Below are 17320 nucleotides of genomic sequence, written 5' to 3' on the forward strand. Positions count from 1 at the left end.
TCTAGGACGGATCGCTCCAGGCCATGGCCGGACCCACCGCGTCCACTGCCTGGGACAGCGGAATCCCCGAACCGTCGCGCCGGCCGTGCTCCTGCGGCAGCGACCTGGCAATACCGGCGAGCGATGAGGCCTTCGCGGGTCCGTGCCCGGCCCACGCCAGCAGCAGCGTGTCTTCGCCCTTGAGGAACCTGTGGGCGCGAACGCCGGCTGTTGCACGGCCCTTGGCAGGGTATTCGGCGAAGGCCGTCACTTTCGCCGCACCCGGAGCGGTGCCCGGCAGGGCGCCGTTCGTGCCGGCAATGGTGACCACCACGGCGTCGTCGTCGGCGGCGGTGACCGCCCCGAAGAACAGCACCTGGTCCCCGGCGCCGAGCTTGATACCCACCATGCCGCCGGCCGTCCTGCCCTGGGCCCGGACGTTGGCGGCGCTGAAACGGAGCAATTGAGCCTCACGGGTCAGGAACACCAGATCGGTCTCCTCAGACCCGGCCGGCGCCACACCCACCACCTCGTCCTTGTCCTTGAGCGCAATGACTTCCCAGTCCTCGCGGTTCAGGGGGTAATCGGGCTGGACCCGCTTGACCACACCCTGGGCGGTGCCGATGGCCAGGACTTCATCCAGCGGGGCGAACGCCACCAGCGCTTCACCCTTCAGCAGCGTGATGAAGTCCTTGGCCGGAACACCGCCGGCGAGGTTGGGCAGGCCGGACATCGGCGGCAGCACCGGCATGTCCATGACCTGAAGCCGCAGCATCCGGCCCTGTGAGGTGACCGCTGCTATTTCCCCGCGGGCCGAGGTCTTGACCACTGAACGGAAAACGTCGTGCTTGGCCCGCGGCCCGGACTCGGCGAGGGGCTCCTGGTTGGACGTGCGCGCGATCTGGCCCGACGCCGTCAGGATGGCCCAGCAGGGATCGTCCGAGATCTCCAGGGCGAGCGGCGCGGCCTGGCCTTTGCCGTTGGGGGCGGCGGCCATGGCTGCCGCCACGGTGGGGGAGACGGCCTCGGATTCGAGCAGGACCGTCCGCCGCGGAGTGCCGTATTTTTCGGCGATTTCGCCGAGTTCGGAGGACACAAGTCCGCGCAACCGCTCCTCGGAGCCGAGGATGGCTTCCAGTTCCGCGATCTCGCGGCGCAGCTCCTCCTGCTCCTTTTCAAGCTCGATCCTGGAGTACTTGGTCAGCTGCCGCAGCCGCAGTTCCAGGATGTAGTTGGCCTGGATCTCGGAAAGATCGTAGATGGACATCAGCCGGACCCTGGCCGCCGCCACCTCATCCGAGGAGCGGATGATCTGGATGACCTCATCGATGTCCACGATGGCGATCAGGAGGCCCTCCACCAGGTGCAGGCGGTCCTTCTTCTTACCCAGCCGGAACGACGTCCGCCGGCGCACCACATCGATCCGGTGCTCCACGTACACGGAGAGCAGCTTTACCAGGCCGAGGGTCTGCGGCTGGCCGTCCACCAGCGTCACGTTGTTGATGCCGAAGGAATCCTCCATCGGCGAGTAGCGGTAGAGCTGCTGGAGCACGGCGTTCGGGTTGAACCCGTTTTTCAGCTCGATGACCAGGCGCAGGCCATGCTGGCGGTCCGTCAGGTCAACGATGTCACTGATCCCGGTCAGTTTCTTGCCATTGACGGCGTCCTTGATCTTCTCGATCACCTTTTCGGGGCCCACCATGTAGGGAAGCTCGGTGACCACCAGGCCGGTGCGCCGGGCCGAGAGCTGCTCGATCTCCACCTTCGCCCGGGTCTTGAAGGAACCGCGTCCAGTGGCGTAGGCGTCCCGGATGCCGTCCAGGCCCACGATCCGGCCGCCTGTTGGCAGGTCCGGCCCCGGTACAAAGCGCATGAGGTCATCGAGGGTCGCGTCCGGGTGGGCGATCAGGTGCCGCGCGGCGGAGATGACCTCCACCAGGTTATGCGGGGCCATGTTGGTGGCCATCCCGACGGCGATACCCGTGGCGCCGTTGACCAGCAGGTTGGGAAACGCGGCCGGGAGGACATCCGGCTGGGTCAGCTGATTGTCGTAGTTGGGGACAAAGTCCACCACGTCTTCGTCGAGGTGGTCGGTCAGCGTCAGGGCTGCTGCCGCGAGCCTCGCCTCCGTGTACCGGGGGGCCGCCGGACCGTCGTCGAGGGAGCCGAAGTTGCCGTGGCCGTCAATCAGCGGCAGGCGCAGCGAGAAGTCCTGGGCCATCCGCACCATGGCGTCATAGATGGCGGTATCGCCGTGGGGGTGGAGCTTGCCCATGACCTCGCCCACCACACGGGCGCTCTTGACGTGGCCGCGGTCCGGACGCAGGCCCATCTCACTCATCATGTACAGGATCCGGCGCTGGACCGGCTTGAGCCCGTCCCGGGCATCAGGCAGGGCCCTGGAGTAGATCACCGAATACGCATACTCCAGGAAGGAGCCTTCCATCTCGGACGTGACATCGATGTCCACGATGTTCTCGACGAAATCCTGGGGTGCGTCCCCGGCAGGGGCTGGGCTTTGGCGGCGGGCCATAGGGCTGGTGGATCCTTCTGGGTTACGGGTGGTGCTGTGGTCTGGGCGCAGGTGTGGAGGATAACTCCGGGCACACGGCCTGCGCCGTCAGTTTGTGGTTAGGCTAAGCCTATGGTGGATCAGCCCGGGGACGGCGAATATCCGGAACATTGGGAAGCCGATGTCGTGCTCCGTGACGGCGGCACAGCCCATCTGAGGCCCATCCACCCCAGCGATGCGGACGCGGTCCAGGCTTTCCACACCGGGCAATCGCAGAACTCAATCTACATGCGCTTCTTCGCATTCAAGGCCCGGCTGTCCAGCAAGGAGCTCAAGCGCTTCACCGAAGTGGACTACAAGGACCGGGTTGCCCTGGTGATCACCTTCGGCGGCGAAATCCTGGGGATCGGCCGCTACGACAGGCTGGATGACCCCCTCGAAGCCGAAGTCGCGTTCAACATCGCCGACGCCCACCAGGGCCGGGGAATCGGCTCAATCCTGCTCGAACACCTTGCCGCAGCCGCCCACGAAAACGGGATCCGCCGCTTCAGCGCCGAAGTGCTGCCCGAAAACCGCAAAATGCTGATGGTGTTCGCCGACGCCGGCTACGACGTCAAACGCCACTTCGACGACGGCGTGGTGAGCCTGGAGTTCAACATCGACCCCACCGAAAAGTCCCGGGCGGTGATGGAGTCACGCGAGCACCGCGCCGAGGCGAGGAGCGTCCGGGACCTGCTGGCGCCGTCGTCCATTGCAGTCATCGGCGCGAGCCGCAAGTGGGGGACCGTGGGGTACCAGCTGCTGGAACACATCATTGAAGGCGGTTTTTCCGGGCAGGTCTACGCCATCAACCCGGAGGCGCTGGAGCTCGCCGGAATGCTGTCCTTCGGCCGGATTTCCGAGATCCCGGAGCCGGTGGGGCTGGCCGTGATCGCCGTCCCCTACGAGGAAGTGGCCACCGTGGTTGACCAGTGCGCCGCGGCCGGGGTCAAGGGGCTGGTGATTGCCTCCGCGGGCTTCGCGGACGACGGCGAACGCGGCCTCACCCGCCAGCGCAACCTGGTCCGCAAGGCCCGGGCCAACGGCATGAGGGTGATCGGGCCCGCGTCCCTGGGGATCGTGAACACCCATCCCGACGTGAAACTGAACGCCTCCATGGCGCCCTCACTGCCGCGGCGCGGGGGCCTGGGACTGTTCAGCCAGTCGGCGGCGATAGGTGTTTCCCTCTACGCGGCGTCACACCGCCGCAGGCTGGGCCTGTCCACGTTCCTGTCGGCGGGCAACCGCGCGGACGTCTCCGGCAACGACATGATGCAGTTCTGGGAGGACGACGCCGACACCGCCGCGGTGGGCCTCTACCTGGAGTCGATCGGGAACCCCCGCAAATTCTCCCGGATCGCCCGGCGGCTCGCCCGCACTAAGCCCGTGGTGGTGGCGAAATCGGAAACCATGGGCCTGCGGCTGCCGCCCGGCCACGCCGTCCGGACCACCCAGGCGCCCGCCGGTGCGCTTGACGCCATGATGCGCCAGGCCGGCGTCATCCGCGTCGAGACCATCGAACAGCTGATGGACATCACCCAGATAGTGTCCGGCCAGACGCTCCCGGCGGGGCCCGGACTGGCCATTTTCAGCAACTCCCTGGCGCTGGGCAAAGTGGTGGCGGACAGCGCCGAGGCACACGGCCTGACCGTGGATGGCATCATCACGGACGTGGATCTCGACGCCGGCATGTCCCTGGCGCTGCCCGCCCTCCGCCGCAGCCTCCAGGACACGCTCGCGTCCGACGCCGTCCACGCCGTGGTGGCCGCGCTGCTGCCGGTGCGCGGCCTGACCGTGGACCATATCGCCGAGGTCCTGGCCGAATGTTCGGCCGCCGCCGGAAAGCCGGTAGTCGCTGCCTTCACCGGCATCCTTGATCCCTCCATCTACGTGGAGGGCATGGTGGGAGGTGAGGGCCGGACAGTGCCATGCTTCTCGAACGCCGGTGCGGCTGTGGCGGCGCTCGCCGCCGTCGTGCGCTACGCGGAATGGGTGGCGCGGGACCCCGGCCACTTTGTCCAACCCGACGGCTGCGATCCGGAAGGCGCACGGATCCTGCTGGATCAGCTTCTGCGCGATGTCCACGGGGAGCAGCTCAAGACCCTCGATCCGGGGTCCGCGGCAGAGCTGCTGGCGCACTACGGCATTGCGGTGCTCCCGTCCGCCGGTTTCGACTCAGAGGACGAGGCGGTTGCTGCCGCCGGCCGGCTGGGCTGGCCGGTCGCGCTGAAAACCACCGACCCGGCGCTTCGCCACCGCCTGGACCTGGGCGGAGTCCGCCTCGACGTCGAGGATCCGGATTCCCTCCGCCGCAACATCGTGCAGATGCGGCGCTCACTGGCACCCTACGGTTCGCCGGCCCTGGAGGTGCAGTCCATGGCCCCGGTGGGGCAGGCGTGCACGTTCCGGGCCATTGAGGATCCGCTGCTTGGACCGGTGGTCTCCTTCGGGCTCGCCGGGGACGCGGTCAACCTGCTGGATGACTGGGCACATCGCGTTCCTCCGCTGTCCGCGGCCGACGTGAAAGACTTCATCCGTGGGCCCCGGGCCGCCCGCAAACTCTTCGGCTACCAAGGCCTTCCCGCCGTGGACATTGACGCCCTGGAGGAAGTCGCCGGGCGGTTGGCCTGGATGAAGGACAACCATCCGGAAATCGCCCTGGTGGAATTCAATCCGGTCCTCTGCGGAACCCGGGGCGTGTCCATCCTGGCCGCAGATATCCGGATCGGCAACGCAGCACAGCGTACCGACAGCGCCCGCCGGGCCATGCTGGGCTGACCGCGGTTAGCATGTCCCCGGCCGATCTGTGAAAATGGGGGGATGAGCTCACAGCCTTCCCCGTCGACGCCTTCCACCTCCGGCAGTGACAGCCAGGCAACCCGCCCCCACAGCTCACACAGCCACACGCCGCAGGGCCAGAGCCTGGACGGTGCGCTCCAGAAGGCGGGCTTCTACCCGCGCCTGGTGGCCGACGTCGTTGACGACGCCCTGGACGGCCGCGAATGCGTGGCCCACCTGGTGCACCTGGAAACCCACTTTGACCGGGCCGAAGTCCGCCGCCACATCACCGTGCTGGTCCTGACCGCAGACATGCTGGTGATCACCCACGTGGACGACCAGCAGCTCGATGACGCCGGCGAACAGATCGTGGCCCAGATTTCCACCGAATCCGTGCCCGTCGCGCAGATCCGCTCCGTGGTCCTGAGCTACATGTACTCCCAGCCGCAGGACTACAAGCCCTCGGATCCGGTCCGGGAAGTCACCCTCGCCATTGCCTGGTCCGGCGGCCAGCGGCTGGACATGGGCCCCGCCAGCTGCGGAGACCCGCAATGCGAGGCAGACCACGGCTACAGCGGCACCATTGCCCAGGAGGACATCGTCCTGCGGATCAGCGCCGAAGCCGACGGTCCGCAGGCCGTCCAGGACGCCAAACTCTTTGCCCGCGCCCTGCGGGCCGTGAACACCGGCTCCACGGCTCCCGTGCCGCACGCCGGCCAGACGCTCCAGCCCCGGCCCCGGACGGGTGTGTTCGGAAACCGGCTCAGCCGCGGGCACCAGCAGCGCTGAGATGCCGGACCAAGGGAAAGCAACAGTCTCCTCAGCCTCTTCCGCAGCGGTTTCCCAAGGGGCCGCCCCGCAGCTGAGCATGCCGCCCGCGCCTGCCTTTGGCCGGCGGTCCATCGGGGATGTCCTCACCAGCGCTGCGGCCAGCCTCGGGGTAGAAGGTTTCACGAACTCCCTGGGCCTTCCGCCGGCGTCGCGCGTCTGCGTGGTCCTGGCCGACGGCCTGGGCCGGAACCTGCTCAAACAGAAGTCTGCCCACACACCCTTCCTGCGCTCCGTGATGAAGTCCGGGCAGGGGGAAGTTCCCGTCTGGCTGGACTCCACGTTCCCCTCAACCACGGCCGCTGCCCTGGCCAGCTTCGGCACAGGACTCCCGCCCGGCCAGCACGGAATGGTGGGCTATGACGTCCTGGACCCTGACCAGGACAAGGTCGTCAACATGCTCGGCAACTGGGATGCCAAGGTGGACCCTGCTGAGTGGCAGCCGTTTCCTACCGTCCTCGAACGGGCCGCCGAATCAGTTAATGTGACCACGGTCAGCCTGCCGCAGTTCGGCAACTCGCCCATGACGCAGGCGGCCCTCCGCGGCGGGAATTTCGTCTCTGCCGTGACGGCCCACGCGCGCACAGAAGCCGCCGCCGAAGCCATGGACACAGCCGGCAAGTCCCTGATGTACTTCTACGTCAACGAACTCGATAAGGCCGGCCACCGGCACGGTTGCCAGTCCGAACAGTGGGAACACCAGCTCGAAGAGCTTGACGCAACCGTCAAACGGCTCAACGCGTCGCTCCCGGCCGGGACCACCGTCCTGCTCACCGCGGACCACGGGATGCTCGACGTCCCGGAACAGCAGCGGATCGACTTCGCCGCGGACGCGTCGCTTGTTGACGGCGTGCGGCATACGGCGGGGGAGCCCCGGATGGTCCATCTCTACCTTGAGGATGCGGCAGACGCCGCGGGCCGGGCGCGATTGCTGGACGCGTGGCGTGCCCGTTTCGGCGACAGGATCTGGGCCTTTACCCGGGAAGATGCCATCGCCGCCGGACTGTTCGGGACACTGCGCCCGGCCGTCGGGCCCCGGATTGGCGACATCATGATTGCAGCGCGGGACGCGCTGGCCCTCTACGACACCCGCCGCGGGCGGCCAGCCGCCATGGAGGTGGTGGGCCAGCACGGCTCGCTGACCAAAGCGGAACGCGAAGTACCGCTGCTGTGCTTTAAGGCCGAAGGCAAGCCACGGCGACGCTGAGGCGTCAGTCCCGCTTGGTCCCGAAGACGATCTCGTCCCAGCTGGGAACCGTGGACCGCTTCGGTTTTGCGGGCTGCCGTTCAGGCTGGTCCGCGTCATGGTCGTGGTGCTGGCCCGATCCTGCGTCGTCGGTGCCGGCCGCGTAGGCTGCCCGGCGCGGGCTGCCGCCGCCCAGCAGTTCGTCCAGGCCCACGTTCGGCGCGGGAGGCCCCGGAGCTGTCTCGCCGGGGGCACCCTGCCCTGCGGGACGAAGCGGGGACGCCACAATGGTGACTTCCCTCGTGTCGGTGCTGACGCCGTCGTGCAGTTTCAGGACGTCGTCATCCTCGGAGTCCCGGTGTGGCGGGATGAGGCTCAGCCGGGACAGCATTGACGGCCGAGCATCACGCTTGCGGGTGAGGGGATCGGCGGCCGCGGCAGGCGCGGCGTCGTCCTGCGCGGTGGACTCGGCAGGTGCTGCCTCGCGCGTTTCGGGCTCCCGGTACTTCTGTTCCCTGGAATCCAGTTCAGGGAACACCTCAGAGGGACGTGGATGGGCAGCGGGCACGCCGTGGGTCAGCAGCAGCGCCAGGGCGTCGTCCGCGTCTTCGTCGACACCCAGACGCTGGCCGCGGCGTGAACGGAGCATATCCAGGAGACCGTCAGATTCCCTGGCCTGCGGGACGGCCTGCGGGCCGGTCGAATTTCGGGCGGCCGCTGCTTCCGCGTCGGTTTCAAAGTCAAACGGGCGGTCCGAGACGGCAGTGAGGCGGCGGGCCGGAACGGGACCGTCCAGCGGTTCCAGCTCACTGAGCTGCTGGGCCCAGCGGTTGGCGTTCTGCAGCGACTTCCGGGCCGGACTGAACGACCACTGCGCGGGCGGCTCTTCCCCGATGCCGGAGGTGCCGTCCTTTTTGGCTTCAAAACGGGCCACCACAGTCCAGTTGCCGTCCTGGCGCCGCCACGAATCCCACTCCACCGTGGAAGGTTCAATCCCGTGGGCTGAGAGCCGGTGGTTGACCATGTCGTGGAGGGAAGCCGGGTGGTCGCCGAAAATGGAGCGGTAGGTGTCATGGCCAGGGGAAGGCGAAGCCACTTCCACCTTCCGCGCCTGTTGCGCTACGTACTCCCGCTCGGCAAGGACAGGGCCCTCATACCGCTCGACTTTTGCGAGGGGAAGCCCGGAAAGCTCAGCCACCTCCGCTGCGGTGGCACCGCTGCGGATCCGAGACTGGATGTCCCGCGGGGACATGGCAATGGGCGCAGCCGCGGAAGCCGTCTTCGCCGAAGACCGGCTGGCCGTCCGCAGTGCTTCGTCGATCGGCAGCTGGAACATCTCGCCGCCGGCACCGCTCAACAGGAGATGCTCCCCGTCGTCGTGTACGCCTACAAGCCGTAGATCCTGCATACAAATCCTCCACCCTGGCATTACTATCAATCGAAACTCTGCCACTCACCGGCACCCTTTTGGGTTAGGAGCAAGGGCGCGCCGCGATATTCCGGCACTTTCGGACGCCAGTGCGGTCAGCAGCGGGAGTTTGCGCAGTGCCAGCGGACCGCACCCGCGCGGAAGTCTGGATTTTGCCGCGTGCATGCGGAAGGATGAGCCCACGCCGGGCACAAACATGAGGTGTCCGGCGTTATCAAGGGAGTCACCCGCTGACCGGAAAGGAACGGAGTCAAGCCGAGATGGCCACCGACTACGATGCGCCGCGAAAATCCGAAGAAGACCTCACCGAGGATTCGCTGGAAGATCTGAAAACGCGGCGATCAGATAACCCGACGGCCGCGGTTGATGTGGACGAAAGCGACCTCGCCGCAGGCTACGAGCTTCCCGGGGCGGACCTGTCCGGCGAGGAGCTGCTGGTGCTGGTGGTGCCTCCACAAGCGGACGAGTTTACGTGTTCCTCGTGCTTCCTGGTCCGGCACCGTTCGCAGATTGCGCGGGAAAAGGACAGCCACTTCTATTGCAAGGAGTGCGAGGGCTGATCCGGGGTGCCTATTTCCGCGAAAGCGCGGCAGCGAGTTCTTCGGGCCGCCTGGACGACGTCAGCCAATAGGGGGTCCGGTCGGACGGGTCCGTGATTTCGATCCGCACCACCGGGTCGATCCAGCCACGGATGCACAGGTAGGCGAGGCCATTGAGCCGGGTCCCCCGCTGGGCCGTGGCGTCTTTGCCGTGGAACGCTGCCGCCTCGCCGACGAAGCGGCGCTCAATGGTGGCGCGTCCTACCGTCAAGGCGTCACTGGTGACCAGGATCGTCGGAGTGGACAGCACGAGCAGGACAGCCATGATCGTGAACAGGACGCCTGCCGCCGTATAGCCCGCAACCATGCTGATCGGGGCGAAAACGAGGATCCCGGCACCGGAGATCCCCGCTGCGATGATCCAGATCCAGACGTTCGGCCACAGCCTCTCCCGGAAAACTGCCGGGGTGCCGGCGGAGGGGGCGTCAGGGACGGGCGCGGTGGAACTGGATTCGGGCATGCCACCAGCTTTCCACCTTTGGCTGGCTATTTCATCTTGGGTTCATCCTGTCTTGGCCTGCGGGGTCCCGTTGAATCTAGGACGGAACTGCGGCTGGGCGTTAGAGTGAGTGACTGTGACTGACGAACTTGCCACTGTTGAAACCGTTCCTGACAATGAGCTGGCCGGCTCTGCACCGGATGCCGCCGCAGCCTACGGGGCCCCGACGCTGCAGGTGCAGCTGAAAATGCTCGACGCCGGGCTGGAGGCACCTTCCTATGCCCACCCCGGCGATGCGGGAGCTGACCTGCGGACCCGGGAAGATGTGGTCCTGGCGCCGGGGGAGCGGAAGCTGGTGGCTACCGGTGTTTCCATCGCGCTGCCGGACGGGTTTGTAGCCCTGATCCACCCTCGCTCCGGCCTGGCCACGAAGCATGGGCTGACTATCGTCAATGCGCCCGGCACTGTGGATGCCGGTTATCGCGGGGAAATTTCCGTGACCCTCCTGAACACCGACTCCAGGAACGCCATCGAGCTGCGGCGCGGCGATAGAATTGCACAGATGGTGATCCAGCGGGTGGAATATGCGCAGTTTGTCCCCGTCAACGAATTGAGCGAATCGGTGCGGGGAGCCGGCGGATTCGGATCCACCGGCGGCTTCACCTCGCCAAACGCCTGACACAGCCGACGGCGGCAACCAGCGTTGGTTGCCCGCGGCAGCAAGACTTCCGACGGTACCCACCGGGCCCGGCGAGTCACTTTCACAACTAAGGAGACAAACCCCATGGTTTTTGGGCTCGGCAGGAAATCAAAGAAGGAACATCCGGCCGACCCGGACGAATCCCAGGCCTCAGTGGAATCAACGGATTCCGCTGACACGGCCTCGGTGGACACCGGGCGTCGGGTCTCTGGCCCCTTTGATGTTTCCGAGGTCTCCAGCCGCGAGGGATATGTTGACCTCGGCGCGCTGCTGATTTCCCCGAGCGAGGGGCTCCAGCTCCGGCTCGAAGTTGAGGAAGCCACCCAGCGCGTGGTCGCTGTGACCATGGACCTGAACGGCTCCAGCCTTCAGCTGCAGGCGTTTGCTGCTCCCAAGACCGAGGGACTGTGGGACGAGATCCGCGAACAGATCGGTCAGTCCGTGGGAAGCCAGGGCGGGCAGGTTGAAGAAGTCCAGGGTGGCTTCGGAACCGAACTGATTGCCAAACTGCCCGCCGGTGCACAGGACGGCAGCCAGGGCTACCGGGTGGCGCGTTTCATAGGCATCGACGGGCCGCGTTGGTTCCTGCGCGGCGTCCTGGGCGGCGCGGCAGCGATGGAGCGGGAGGCTGCGGCACCGCTTGAGTCCCTTTTCCGCAAGATTGTGGTCATCCGGGGCGACAGCCCCATGCCGCCCCGGGACCTGCTTCAGCTGCGGCTGCCCAAGGATGCCAGCGTCACCCCGCCGCCTGGTGCCCCCGAATTCAATGCCCCCGAGTTCAAGGGCCCCGAACGTGGTCCGGAAACCACCCAGATTGGCTGATTCCCGCCAAGGTCCCCCGGACTCCTCCCCGGACGCGGGGATGCCGGTCAACCGGCTGCCGGAACGGGGGAGGGTGGTGTGCCAGGGGCACATCGAATCGGTCACCTACATGCCCGCGGACCGGAACGCGGCATTCACCGCCATTGTCTCGGACCCCGACATTCGCGAGACGGGCGCCAAACCGGCCCAGGGAACGGGTGGCCGCCTGCGTGTGGTCTGGCTGGGGCGGCGCAGGGTGCCGGGCATCGAGGCCGGGACCGTAGTCCGCCTTGAGGGCATGCTGTCCCAAAGCCAAGGCCTGCCCACCATGTTCAATCCACGCTATGAAATACTTTCCCGCCAGGAGAACGAATGACCTCGTCCCAGCAGCCCGAGCCGTCCAAACAGCCCGAGCCGTCCGCGGTGAAGGGACTTGCTGAGGGCTATGCAGCCAAAGCCGGCCTGCACCGCACCCATGACGGCCGGATCGATGTCCTCAAGAGCGCCGGCGGAATCCAGGGCATCGCCGAGAGCATTGTGCCCGGCCTGGTCTTCCTGATCGCCTTTACCATCACGCGGGACCTGACGCCGTCGCTGGTGGCCGCGCTGGCCTCCGCCGCGGTGTTTACGGTGGTCCGCCTCGTCCAGCGGCGCCCGCTGACCCAGGCCCTCGCCGGCGTGGTGGGCGTGGGAATCTCGGCCTGGCTCGCGAACACTACGGGCAAGGCCGAGGACTTCTACCTGCCGGGCTTCTTCACGAACACCGCCTACATCCTCGCCATGGTGATCTCCATCGCGATCAAGTGGCCGGTGGCCGGCCTGCTGTTCGGGATCATCCGCAACGAAGGGCTGGACTGGCGCAAGGACCCCGCGCGGCTTAAGGCTTACCGCCTGGGCACGTGGATCATCGTGGCGGTCCTGGTACTTCGGCTGATCGTCCAGGTTCCCCTGTACCTGATGGGCGAGGCTGGACTCGCCGCCCTGGCCACGACCCGCCTGATCATGGGGGCGCCGCTCTATATCCTCGGCGTCTGGATCGCGTGGCTTGTCACCCGGCCGGTACCGGCGGACGCCGACGCCCCGACGTCGGATCAGCCGCCGAAGCCGTCGTCCTCCGGCGCCTGAGTTTCGGCAGGCTGCAGGCCCTCGGGCTCACGGGAGGCCTCCTCCGGCTCCTCCGCTGATTCGGGCGACAACAGCGCACGCAACTCGTCCTCGGCCGCGATGGTGGTGACGAAAAACAACTCGTCCCCGCCATCGATCACGTCATCTCGGCTGGGAGTGATGGGCGCGTGGTCCCGGAGGATTGCCACCAGAGTGGCGTCCTCGGGCCAATGGATGTCGCCCACCGTCAGGCCAATGACGTAGGAATCGTGCGGCACCGTGAACTCCACCAGCGAAGCGACGCCGGTCTGCAGCGTCAGGAGCCGGACCAGGTCACCGATCTCCACCGCTTCCTCCACAAGCGCGGTCATCAGCTGGGGGGTGTTGACGGCAACGTCCACGCCCCAGGAGTCGTTGAACATCCAGTCGTTTTTGGGGTTGTTGACCCGGCCCACCGTGCGGCCCACGCCGAATTCGGTCTTGGCCAGGAGCGAGACCACCAGGTTCACCTTGTCATCGCCCGTGGCTGAAACAACGACGTCGGCGTCCTCCACTTTCGCTCCCTGCAGGGTGCTGAGCTCGCAGGCGTCGCCCACCAGCCAGTGCGCGCCGCGCAGCCCGCTGCGTCCGATGACCTCAGGCTTGAGGTCGATCAGCAGGATTTCGTGCTTGTGGGCCAGCAGTTCCCTGGCGATTGATGACCCGACGCTGCCGGCGCCGACGATAACAACTTTCACTACAACTCCTTGGCGGGGGCTTTGGCCAGAATCTGGGCGACCTGGGAACTGCGGTCCACCGGCAGCATGGCGTGGACTGTGTCGCCGTCCTGGTACGAAGTCCCGGTTTCCGGAAGCATGCCCTCGCCGAACCTCGTGAGGTATGCCACCCGGATGTGGGCAGCTTTTTCGACCTCGCTGATCCGGTGGCCGATCCAGCCGGCGTCGAGGTCCACTTCGGCGAGAACCAGCCGGCCGGAAGGCTCGCGGAAATCGCCGGCGAGATGCTGTTCGGGCAGGATGCGGCGCAAGACCTGGTCTGCGCTCCACCGGACGGCTGCCACGGTGGGGATGCCGAGCCGCTGGTAGATTTCCGCCCGGCCGGGATCGTAGATCCTGGCCACAACGTGGGGGACGTGGAAGGTTTCGCGCGCCACGCGGGTGGCCAGGATGTTGGAGTTGTCACCGCTTGAAACGGCCGCGAAGGCGTACGCCTCTGCCACGCCGGCTTGCTGGAGCGTGTCCCGGTCGAAGCCCACACCGGTGACTTTCCGGCCGGTGAAGCCCTGCCGAAGCCGGCGGAACGCGCGGTCGTCCTGGTCGATGATGGCGACGGAATGACCGGCGTCCTCCAGGGTGTGCGCCAGAGTGGCCCCTACCCGGCCACATCCCATGATCACGAAATGCGCCAACGTATCTCCTCAACTTCCGTAGCCTGCTGCTGCTGCTAGAACTCTACCGGCACCGCGCGTGCTGCATCCGCTCGGACGCCGTCATGACATGGGCAGAGAATCAGACTAGCTTTGTGGAGTGCTGACTATATTGAATGCCGTGAAACGGGTGCTGGTGGGCAGGCCCTTCAGGAATGACAGGCTCGCCCATACCTTGCTCCCCAAACGGATAGCACTCCCGGTTTTCGCTTCCGACGCACTGTCCTCGGTGGCCTATGCGCCCGATGAAATCCTGCTCACGCTGGCCCTGGCCGGCGTGAGTGCCGTGGCCTTTTCGCCGTGGGTGGGCCTGGCCGTGATGGTGGTCCTCCTGACGGTGGTGGCGTCCTACCGGCAGAACGTGCACGCCTACCCTTCCGGTGGCGGAGACTACGAGATCGCCAACGAAAACCTGGGCAAGTTTTCCGGGCTGACTGTGGCCTCGGCGCTCCTGGTGGACTACGTCCTGACGGTGGCCGTCTCGATGTCCTCGGCGGCCACCTACCTCACCACGGCGGTGCCGTCCCTGCACGGGCAACAGGCCCTGTTCGCCACCATCGGCGTCGTAATCCTTGCCCTCGTCAACCTCCGCGGCATCAAGGAAGCCGGCAGCGTTTTCGCTGTCCCCACGTACATTTTTATGGCGGCGATCCTCGGCATGACAGCGGTGGGAGTCTTCCAGGCCGCGACAGGCCAGCTGGGCGAAGCACCGTCGGCGGCCTTCGAGATTGTGCCGGCTCCCGGTTTCGACGAAGGGCTGGTGGGCCTGGCCGGCGCCTTCCTCCTGCTCCGGGCGTTCTCCTCCGGCGCCGCCGCGCTGACCGGCATTGAGGCCATCAGCAACGGTGTGCCGAACTTCCAGAAACCGAAGAGCAAGAACGCGGCCACCACGCTGTTGCTGCTCGGCGTCATCGCCTCGTCCATGCTGGCCGGTATCATCTTTCTGGCCAACGCCACGAAGGTGCACATTGTGCTGGATCCGGCGACGGAATTCCTGATGAACGGCCTGCCGTTGCCGGAGGATTACATTCAGAGTCCTGCCATCAGCCAGATCGCCCAGACCATCTTCGGCCCGGGATCAATCCTGTTCTTCATCGTGGTCGCCGCCACCGGAGTGATCCTGGTGTTCGCCTCGAACACCGCGTTCAACGGGTTCCCGGTACTTGGCTCCATCCTCGCCCAGGACGGCTACCTGCCGCGCCAGCTGCGGACCAGGGGAGACCGCCTGGCGTTCAGCAACGGTGTCCTTGCCCTGGCCGCCGGAGCGTTGGTCCTGATCCTCGCGTTCAACGGCGACGTCACGAAACTGATCCAGCTCTACATTGTGGGCGTCTTTATTTCGTTTACCCTCAGCCAGCTGGGCATGATCCGGCATTGGGGGAGGCACCTCAAGCTCGCCAAGGACAAAGCCACCCGGCGCCGGATGGTGAAGTCCCGCACCATCAACAGCATCGGGTTTGGCATGACGTCCCTGGTGCTGGTGATCGTGCTGATCACCAAGTTCCAGCAAGGCGCGTGGATCGCGGTGCTGGCCATGTTTATCCTGTTCCTGATCATGTGGAGCATCCGGGCACACTATGACAACGTGGCCAAGGAACTGGCCGTGGACGAGGACTCCTCGCCGCGGGCCCTGCCATCAAGGGTGCACGCGGTACTGTTGGTGTCCCACGTGCGCAAGCCGGTGTTGCGTGCCCTGGCCTACGCCCGGGCGTCGAGGCCGTCGCGGCTGGACGCCATCACGGTGGACATCAACGCAGAGGAAACCGCGCACACGGTTGCCGACTGGGAAAAGCTGGAGATCCCCGTGCCGCTGACCGTCCTCGCCAGCCCGTACCGGGAAACCATCACGCCCATTATGGAATACGTCAAGAACATGCGCCGTGATTCCCCCCGCGACCTGATCGTGGTCTACATTCCCGAATACGTGGTCGGTAAATGGTGGGAACAGCTGGTTCACAACCAGACGGCACTGCGTATCAAAACCCGGCTGCACTTCGAACCTGGCGTGATGGTGGCCAGTGTCCCGTGGCAGTTGAAATCGTCCGAAGAAGCCAAAAACATGCAGGATATCCGATGAACCCCCAGACCCAGAGCCACCCCGCAACTGCCACGGCAGCCCCCACCGAACTTGTGGTCGATGTCGGCCCCGTGGCCCACGGCGGCCACTGCGTGGCGCGGCATGAGGGCAGGGTAATCTTCGTGCGGCACGCCATCCCCGGCGAAAAGGTACGCGTCCGCCTCACCGACGCGGGGGAGTCTGCCAAGTTCTGGCGCGCCGACGTGGTGGAAGTCCTCGAAGCGTCCCCGGACCGCGTGGAGCACTTCTGGCGTCCGGCGGACTCCCTCCGCGCCTGGGCCCACGGACATCCACCGGTGGGCGGAGCCGAATTCGGCCACATCTCGCTGGCCCGACAGCGCACGCTCAAGTCGGCGGTACTGGCCGAACAGCTTCAGCGCCTCGCCGCCGTCGAACGCCTGCCCGACGGGCTGGACCTCGGAAACCTCGTGGAGGCTGTGGACGCGGGCGGGCCGGATTCCAGCCAGGAGACTGAGCCAACGTACGACGCCGGCACTGGCCTGGGGTGGCGGACGCGCGCCAGCTTCTCGGTGACTCCGGGCGGCAAACTTGGCATGCACGCGCACCGTTCCGACCACATCATTGCCGTCCGGGAGATGCCGCTCGCAACGGAGCGCATCAACCGGCTGCGCTTGTGGGACCTCGACCTGACCGGCATCGAACGCGTGGAGGTGGCAGCGCCGTCGAACGGTTCACGCCCACTGGTGCTGCTGGCTCCTGCACCCGGCACCAAGCCCAAGCGGCTCAGTGCCATCGCGGCCCAGCTTCCGGACGACGTTTCCGTGGCCACGTTCGACCCTCTGACCGGGGAAGTCGCGCAGCTGCGTGGCCGGACCTGGGTCCAGGAGTCGGCAGCCGGCCACGACTACAGGGTGACGGGCGCCGGTTTCTGGCAGATCCACCGCGACGCGCCCGGGACGCTTGTGGGAGCCATCACAGAATTCCTCCACAATGGCGGATTCCTGGCGCCGGGTTCCGTGGTGGCCGACCTCTATGCCGGGGCCGGGCTGTTCACGGCTCCCTTGGCTGACGCGGTGGGAGAGACCGGGTCCGTTCTCTCGGTGGAAGGTGCTCCGGGAACCAGCCGGGACGCCCGCAAGAACCTTCACGGTGCTCCGCAGGTGGAGATCGAACACGGCCGGGTGGAACGAGTCCTCCGCCAAAAGCCGCGGAATTTCGATGCCATTGTGCTGGACCCGCCCCGGGCGGGCGCCGGGAAGCCCGTGGTCAGCCAGCTGATCGCTGCCGGGCCCCGCGCCATCGCCTACGTCTCCTGCGACCCGGCATCATTTGCCCGGGATGTTGGGTACTTCCAGCTGGCTGGCTGGTCCCTGGCGGGCCTGCGGGCCTTCGATCTCTATCCGCACACGCACCACCTGGAGACGGTGGCGTTGCTGACGCCGGGTCCGTGATGCTACTAGGA

At 66.5% G+C, this 17320-nt stretch carries 15 protein-coding genes; 10 read left to right on the forward strand and 5 right to left on the reverse strand.

The window, feature by feature from the left end:
* Nucleotide 1: 1 nt before the first annotated feature.
* A complete protein-coding gene (locus ACX80V_RS07400; protein WP_485842589.1) occupies nucleotides 2-2512 on the reverse strand; it encodes a DNA gyrase/topoisomerase IV subunit A in 2511 nt (836 codons plus the stop codon).
* 111 nt (nucleotides 2513-2623) lie between these two features.
* Here ACX80V_RS07400 and ACX80V_RS07405 point away from each other — a divergent pair, with 111 nt between their 5' ends.
* The 3 genes from ACX80V_RS07405 (at nucleotide 2624) to ACX80V_RS07415 (ending at nucleotide 7343) form a co-directional block, all read left to right on the forward strand.
* Entirely contained in the window at nucleotides 2624-5308 is a 2685-nt protein-coding gene (locus tag ACX80V_RS07405; protein WP_485842590.1) for a bifunctional acetate--CoA ligase family protein/GNAT family N-acetyltransferase, read from the forward strand.
* Between the two features lie 42 nt (nucleotides 5309-5350).
* A complete protein-coding gene (locus ACX80V_RS07410) occupies nucleotides 5351-6097 on the forward strand; it encodes a DUF5998 family protein (RefSeq protein ID WP_485842591.1) in 747 nt (248 codons plus the stop codon).
* A gap of 79 nt (nucleotides 6098-6176) precedes the next feature.
* Nucleotides 6177-7343 (forward strand): alkaline phosphatase family protein, encoded by a 1167-nt coding sequence (locus tag ACX80V_RS07415; RefSeq protein WP_485842592.1) that lies wholly within the window; start codon nucleotides 6177-6179, stop codon nucleotides 7341-7343.
* A gap of 4 nt (nucleotides 7344-7347) precedes the next feature.
* On the opposite strand, the gene sepH is transcribed toward ACX80V_RS07415, so the two are convergent.
* Complete coding sequence (gene sepH, locus ACX80V_RS07420; RefSeq protein ID WP_485842593.1) at nucleotides 7348-8730, reverse strand: septation protein SepH; 1383 nt, start codon at nucleotides 8728-8730, stop codon at nucleotides 7348-7350.
* A 281-nt stretch (nucleotides 8731-9011) separates the two neighbouring features.
* On the opposite strand from sepH, the gene ACX80V_RS07425 reads away from it, so the two are divergent.
* Entirely contained in the window at nucleotides 9012-9311 is a 300-nt protein-coding gene (locus ACX80V_RS07425) for a DUF4193 domain-containing protein (protein WP_485842594.1), read from the forward strand.
* A gap of 10 nt (nucleotides 9312-9321) precedes the next feature.
* Here ACX80V_RS07425 and ACX80V_RS07430 read toward each other — a convergent pair whose 3' ends face one another.
* Nucleotides 9322-9810 carry a DUF3093 domain-containing protein gene (locus tag ACX80V_RS07430; RefSeq protein WP_058929330.1) on the reverse strand — a complete coding sequence of 163 codons (489 nt, stop codon included), beginning with the start codon at nucleotides 9808-9810 and terminating at the stop codon, nucleotides 9322-9324.
* Nucleotides 9811-9925: 115 nt separating this feature from the next.
* Here ACX80V_RS07430 and dut point away from each other — a divergent pair, with 115 nt between their 5' ends.
* The 4 genes from dut (at nucleotide 9926) to ACX80V_RS07450 (ending at nucleotide 12415) form a co-directional block, all read left to right on the forward strand.
* Nucleotides 9926-10468 carry a dUTP diphosphatase gene (gene dut / locus ACX80V_RS07435; RefSeq protein ID WP_485842595.1) on the forward strand — a complete coding sequence of 181 codons (543 nt, stop codon included), beginning with the start codon at nucleotides 9926-9928 and terminating at the stop codon, nucleotides 10466-10468.
* Nucleotides 10469-10573: 105 nt separating this feature from the next.
* Nucleotides 10574-11311, forward strand: a complete 738-nt coding sequence (locus ACX80V_RS07440) for a DUF3710 domain-containing protein (RefSeq protein ID WP_485842596.1) — start codon at nucleotides 10574-10576, stop codon at nucleotides 11309-11311.
* The gene (locus ACX80V_RS07445) at nucleotides 11304-11666 is read left to right on the forward strand and encodes a single stranded DNA-binding domain-containing protein (RefSeq protein ID WP_485842597.1); all 363 of its coding nucleotides are present in this window, start codon (nucleotides 11304-11306) and stop codon (nucleotides 11664-11666) included. The genes ACX80V_RS07440 and ACX80V_RS07445 overlap by 8 nt, the downstream gene beginning before the upstream one ends.
* Nucleotides 11663-12415: a DUF3159 domain-containing protein gene (locus tag ACX80V_RS07450; RefSeq protein ID WP_485842598.1), complete on the forward strand. Its 753-nt coding sequence runs from the start codon at nucleotides 11663-11665 to the stop codon at nucleotides 12413-12415. The genes ACX80V_RS07445 and ACX80V_RS07450 overlap by 4 nt, the downstream gene beginning before the upstream one ends.
* On the opposite strand, the gene ACX80V_RS07455 is transcribed toward ACX80V_RS07450, so the two are convergent.
* Nucleotides 12382-13131: a potassium channel family protein gene (locus ACX80V_RS07455; protein WP_485842599.1), complete on the reverse strand. Its 750-nt coding sequence runs from the start codon at nucleotides 13129-13131 to the stop codon at nucleotides 12382-12384. The two genes, ACX80V_RS07450 and ACX80V_RS07455, sit on opposite strands and share 34 nt — an antisense overlap.
* Nucleotides 13131-13802 carry a potassium channel family protein gene (locus ACX80V_RS07460; RefSeq protein ID WP_485842600.1) on the reverse strand — a complete coding sequence of 224 codons (672 nt, stop codon included), beginning with the start codon at nucleotides 13800-13802 and terminating at the stop codon, nucleotides 13131-13133. The genes ACX80V_RS07455 and ACX80V_RS07460 overlap by 1 nt, the downstream gene beginning before the upstream one ends.
* Nucleotides 13803-13920: 118 nt before the next feature.
* On the opposite strand from ACX80V_RS07460, the gene ACX80V_RS07465 reads away from it, so the two are divergent.
* Together ACX80V_RS07465 and ACX80V_RS07470 are read left to right on the forward strand one after the other, a co-directional pair.
* Nucleotides 13921-15897, forward strand: coding sequence for an APC family permease (locus ACX80V_RS07465; RefSeq protein ID WP_485842601.1), 1977 nt, complete (start codon nucleotides 13921-13923; stop codon nucleotides 15895-15897).
* Nucleotides 15894-17309, forward strand: coding sequence for a class I SAM-dependent RNA methyltransferase (locus ACX80V_RS07470; RefSeq protein ID WP_485842602.1), 1416 nt, complete (start codon nucleotides 15894-15896; stop codon nucleotides 17307-17309). Before ACX80V_RS07465 ends, ACX80V_RS07470 begins: the two co-directional genes overlap by 4 nt.
* The last annotated feature ends 11 nt before the right edge of the window (nucleotides 17310-17320 follow it).

The sequence above is a fragment of the Pseudarthrobacter arbutini genome (assembly GCF_054510915.1).

What these genes read in the sequence shown, in the direction of transcription:
- ACX80V_RS07400 (WP_485842589.1), bottom strand. Translation starts at nt 2,512, where the DNA reads ATGGCCCGCCGCCAAAGCCCAGCCCCTGCCGGGGACGCACCCCAGGAT.
- ACX80V_RS07405 (WP_485842590.1), top strand. Translation starts at nt 2,624, where the DNA reads ATGGTGGATCAGCCCGGGGACGGCGAATATCCGGAACATTGGGAAGCC.
- ACX80V_RS07410 (WP_485842591.1), top strand. Translation starts at nt 5,351, where the DNA reads ATGAGCTCACAGCCTTCCCCGTCGACGCCTTCCACCTCCGGCAGTGAC.
- ACX80V_RS07415 (WP_485842592.1), top strand. Translation starts at nt 6,177, where the DNA reads ATGCCGCCCGCGCCTGCCTTTGGCCGGCGGTCCATCGGGGATGTCCTC.
- sepH (WP_485842593.1), bottom strand. Translation starts at nt 8,730, where the DNA reads ATGCAGGATCTACGGCTTGTAGGCGTACACGACGACGGGGAGCATCTC.
- ACX80V_RS07425 (WP_485842594.1), top strand. Translation starts at nt 9,012, where the DNA reads ATGGCCACCGACTACGATGCGCCGCGAAAATCCGAAGAAGACCTCACC.
- ACX80V_RS07430 (WP_058929330.1), bottom strand. Translation starts at nt 9,810, where the DNA reads ATGCCCGAATCCAGTTCCACCGCGCCCGTCCCTGACGCCCCCTCCGCC.
- ACX80V_RS07440 (WP_485842596.1), top strand. Translation starts at nt 10,574, where the DNA reads ATGGTTTTTGGGCTCGGCAGGAAATCAAAGAAGGAACATCCGGCCGAC.
- ACX80V_RS07450 (WP_485842598.1), top strand. Translation starts at nt 11,663, where the DNA reads ATGACCTCGTCCCAGCAGCCCGAGCCGTCCAAACAGCCCGAGCCGTCC.
- ACX80V_RS07470 (WP_485842602.1), top strand. Translation starts at nt 15,894, where the DNA reads ATGAACCCCCAGACCCAGAGCCACCCCGCAACTGCCACGGCAGCCCCC.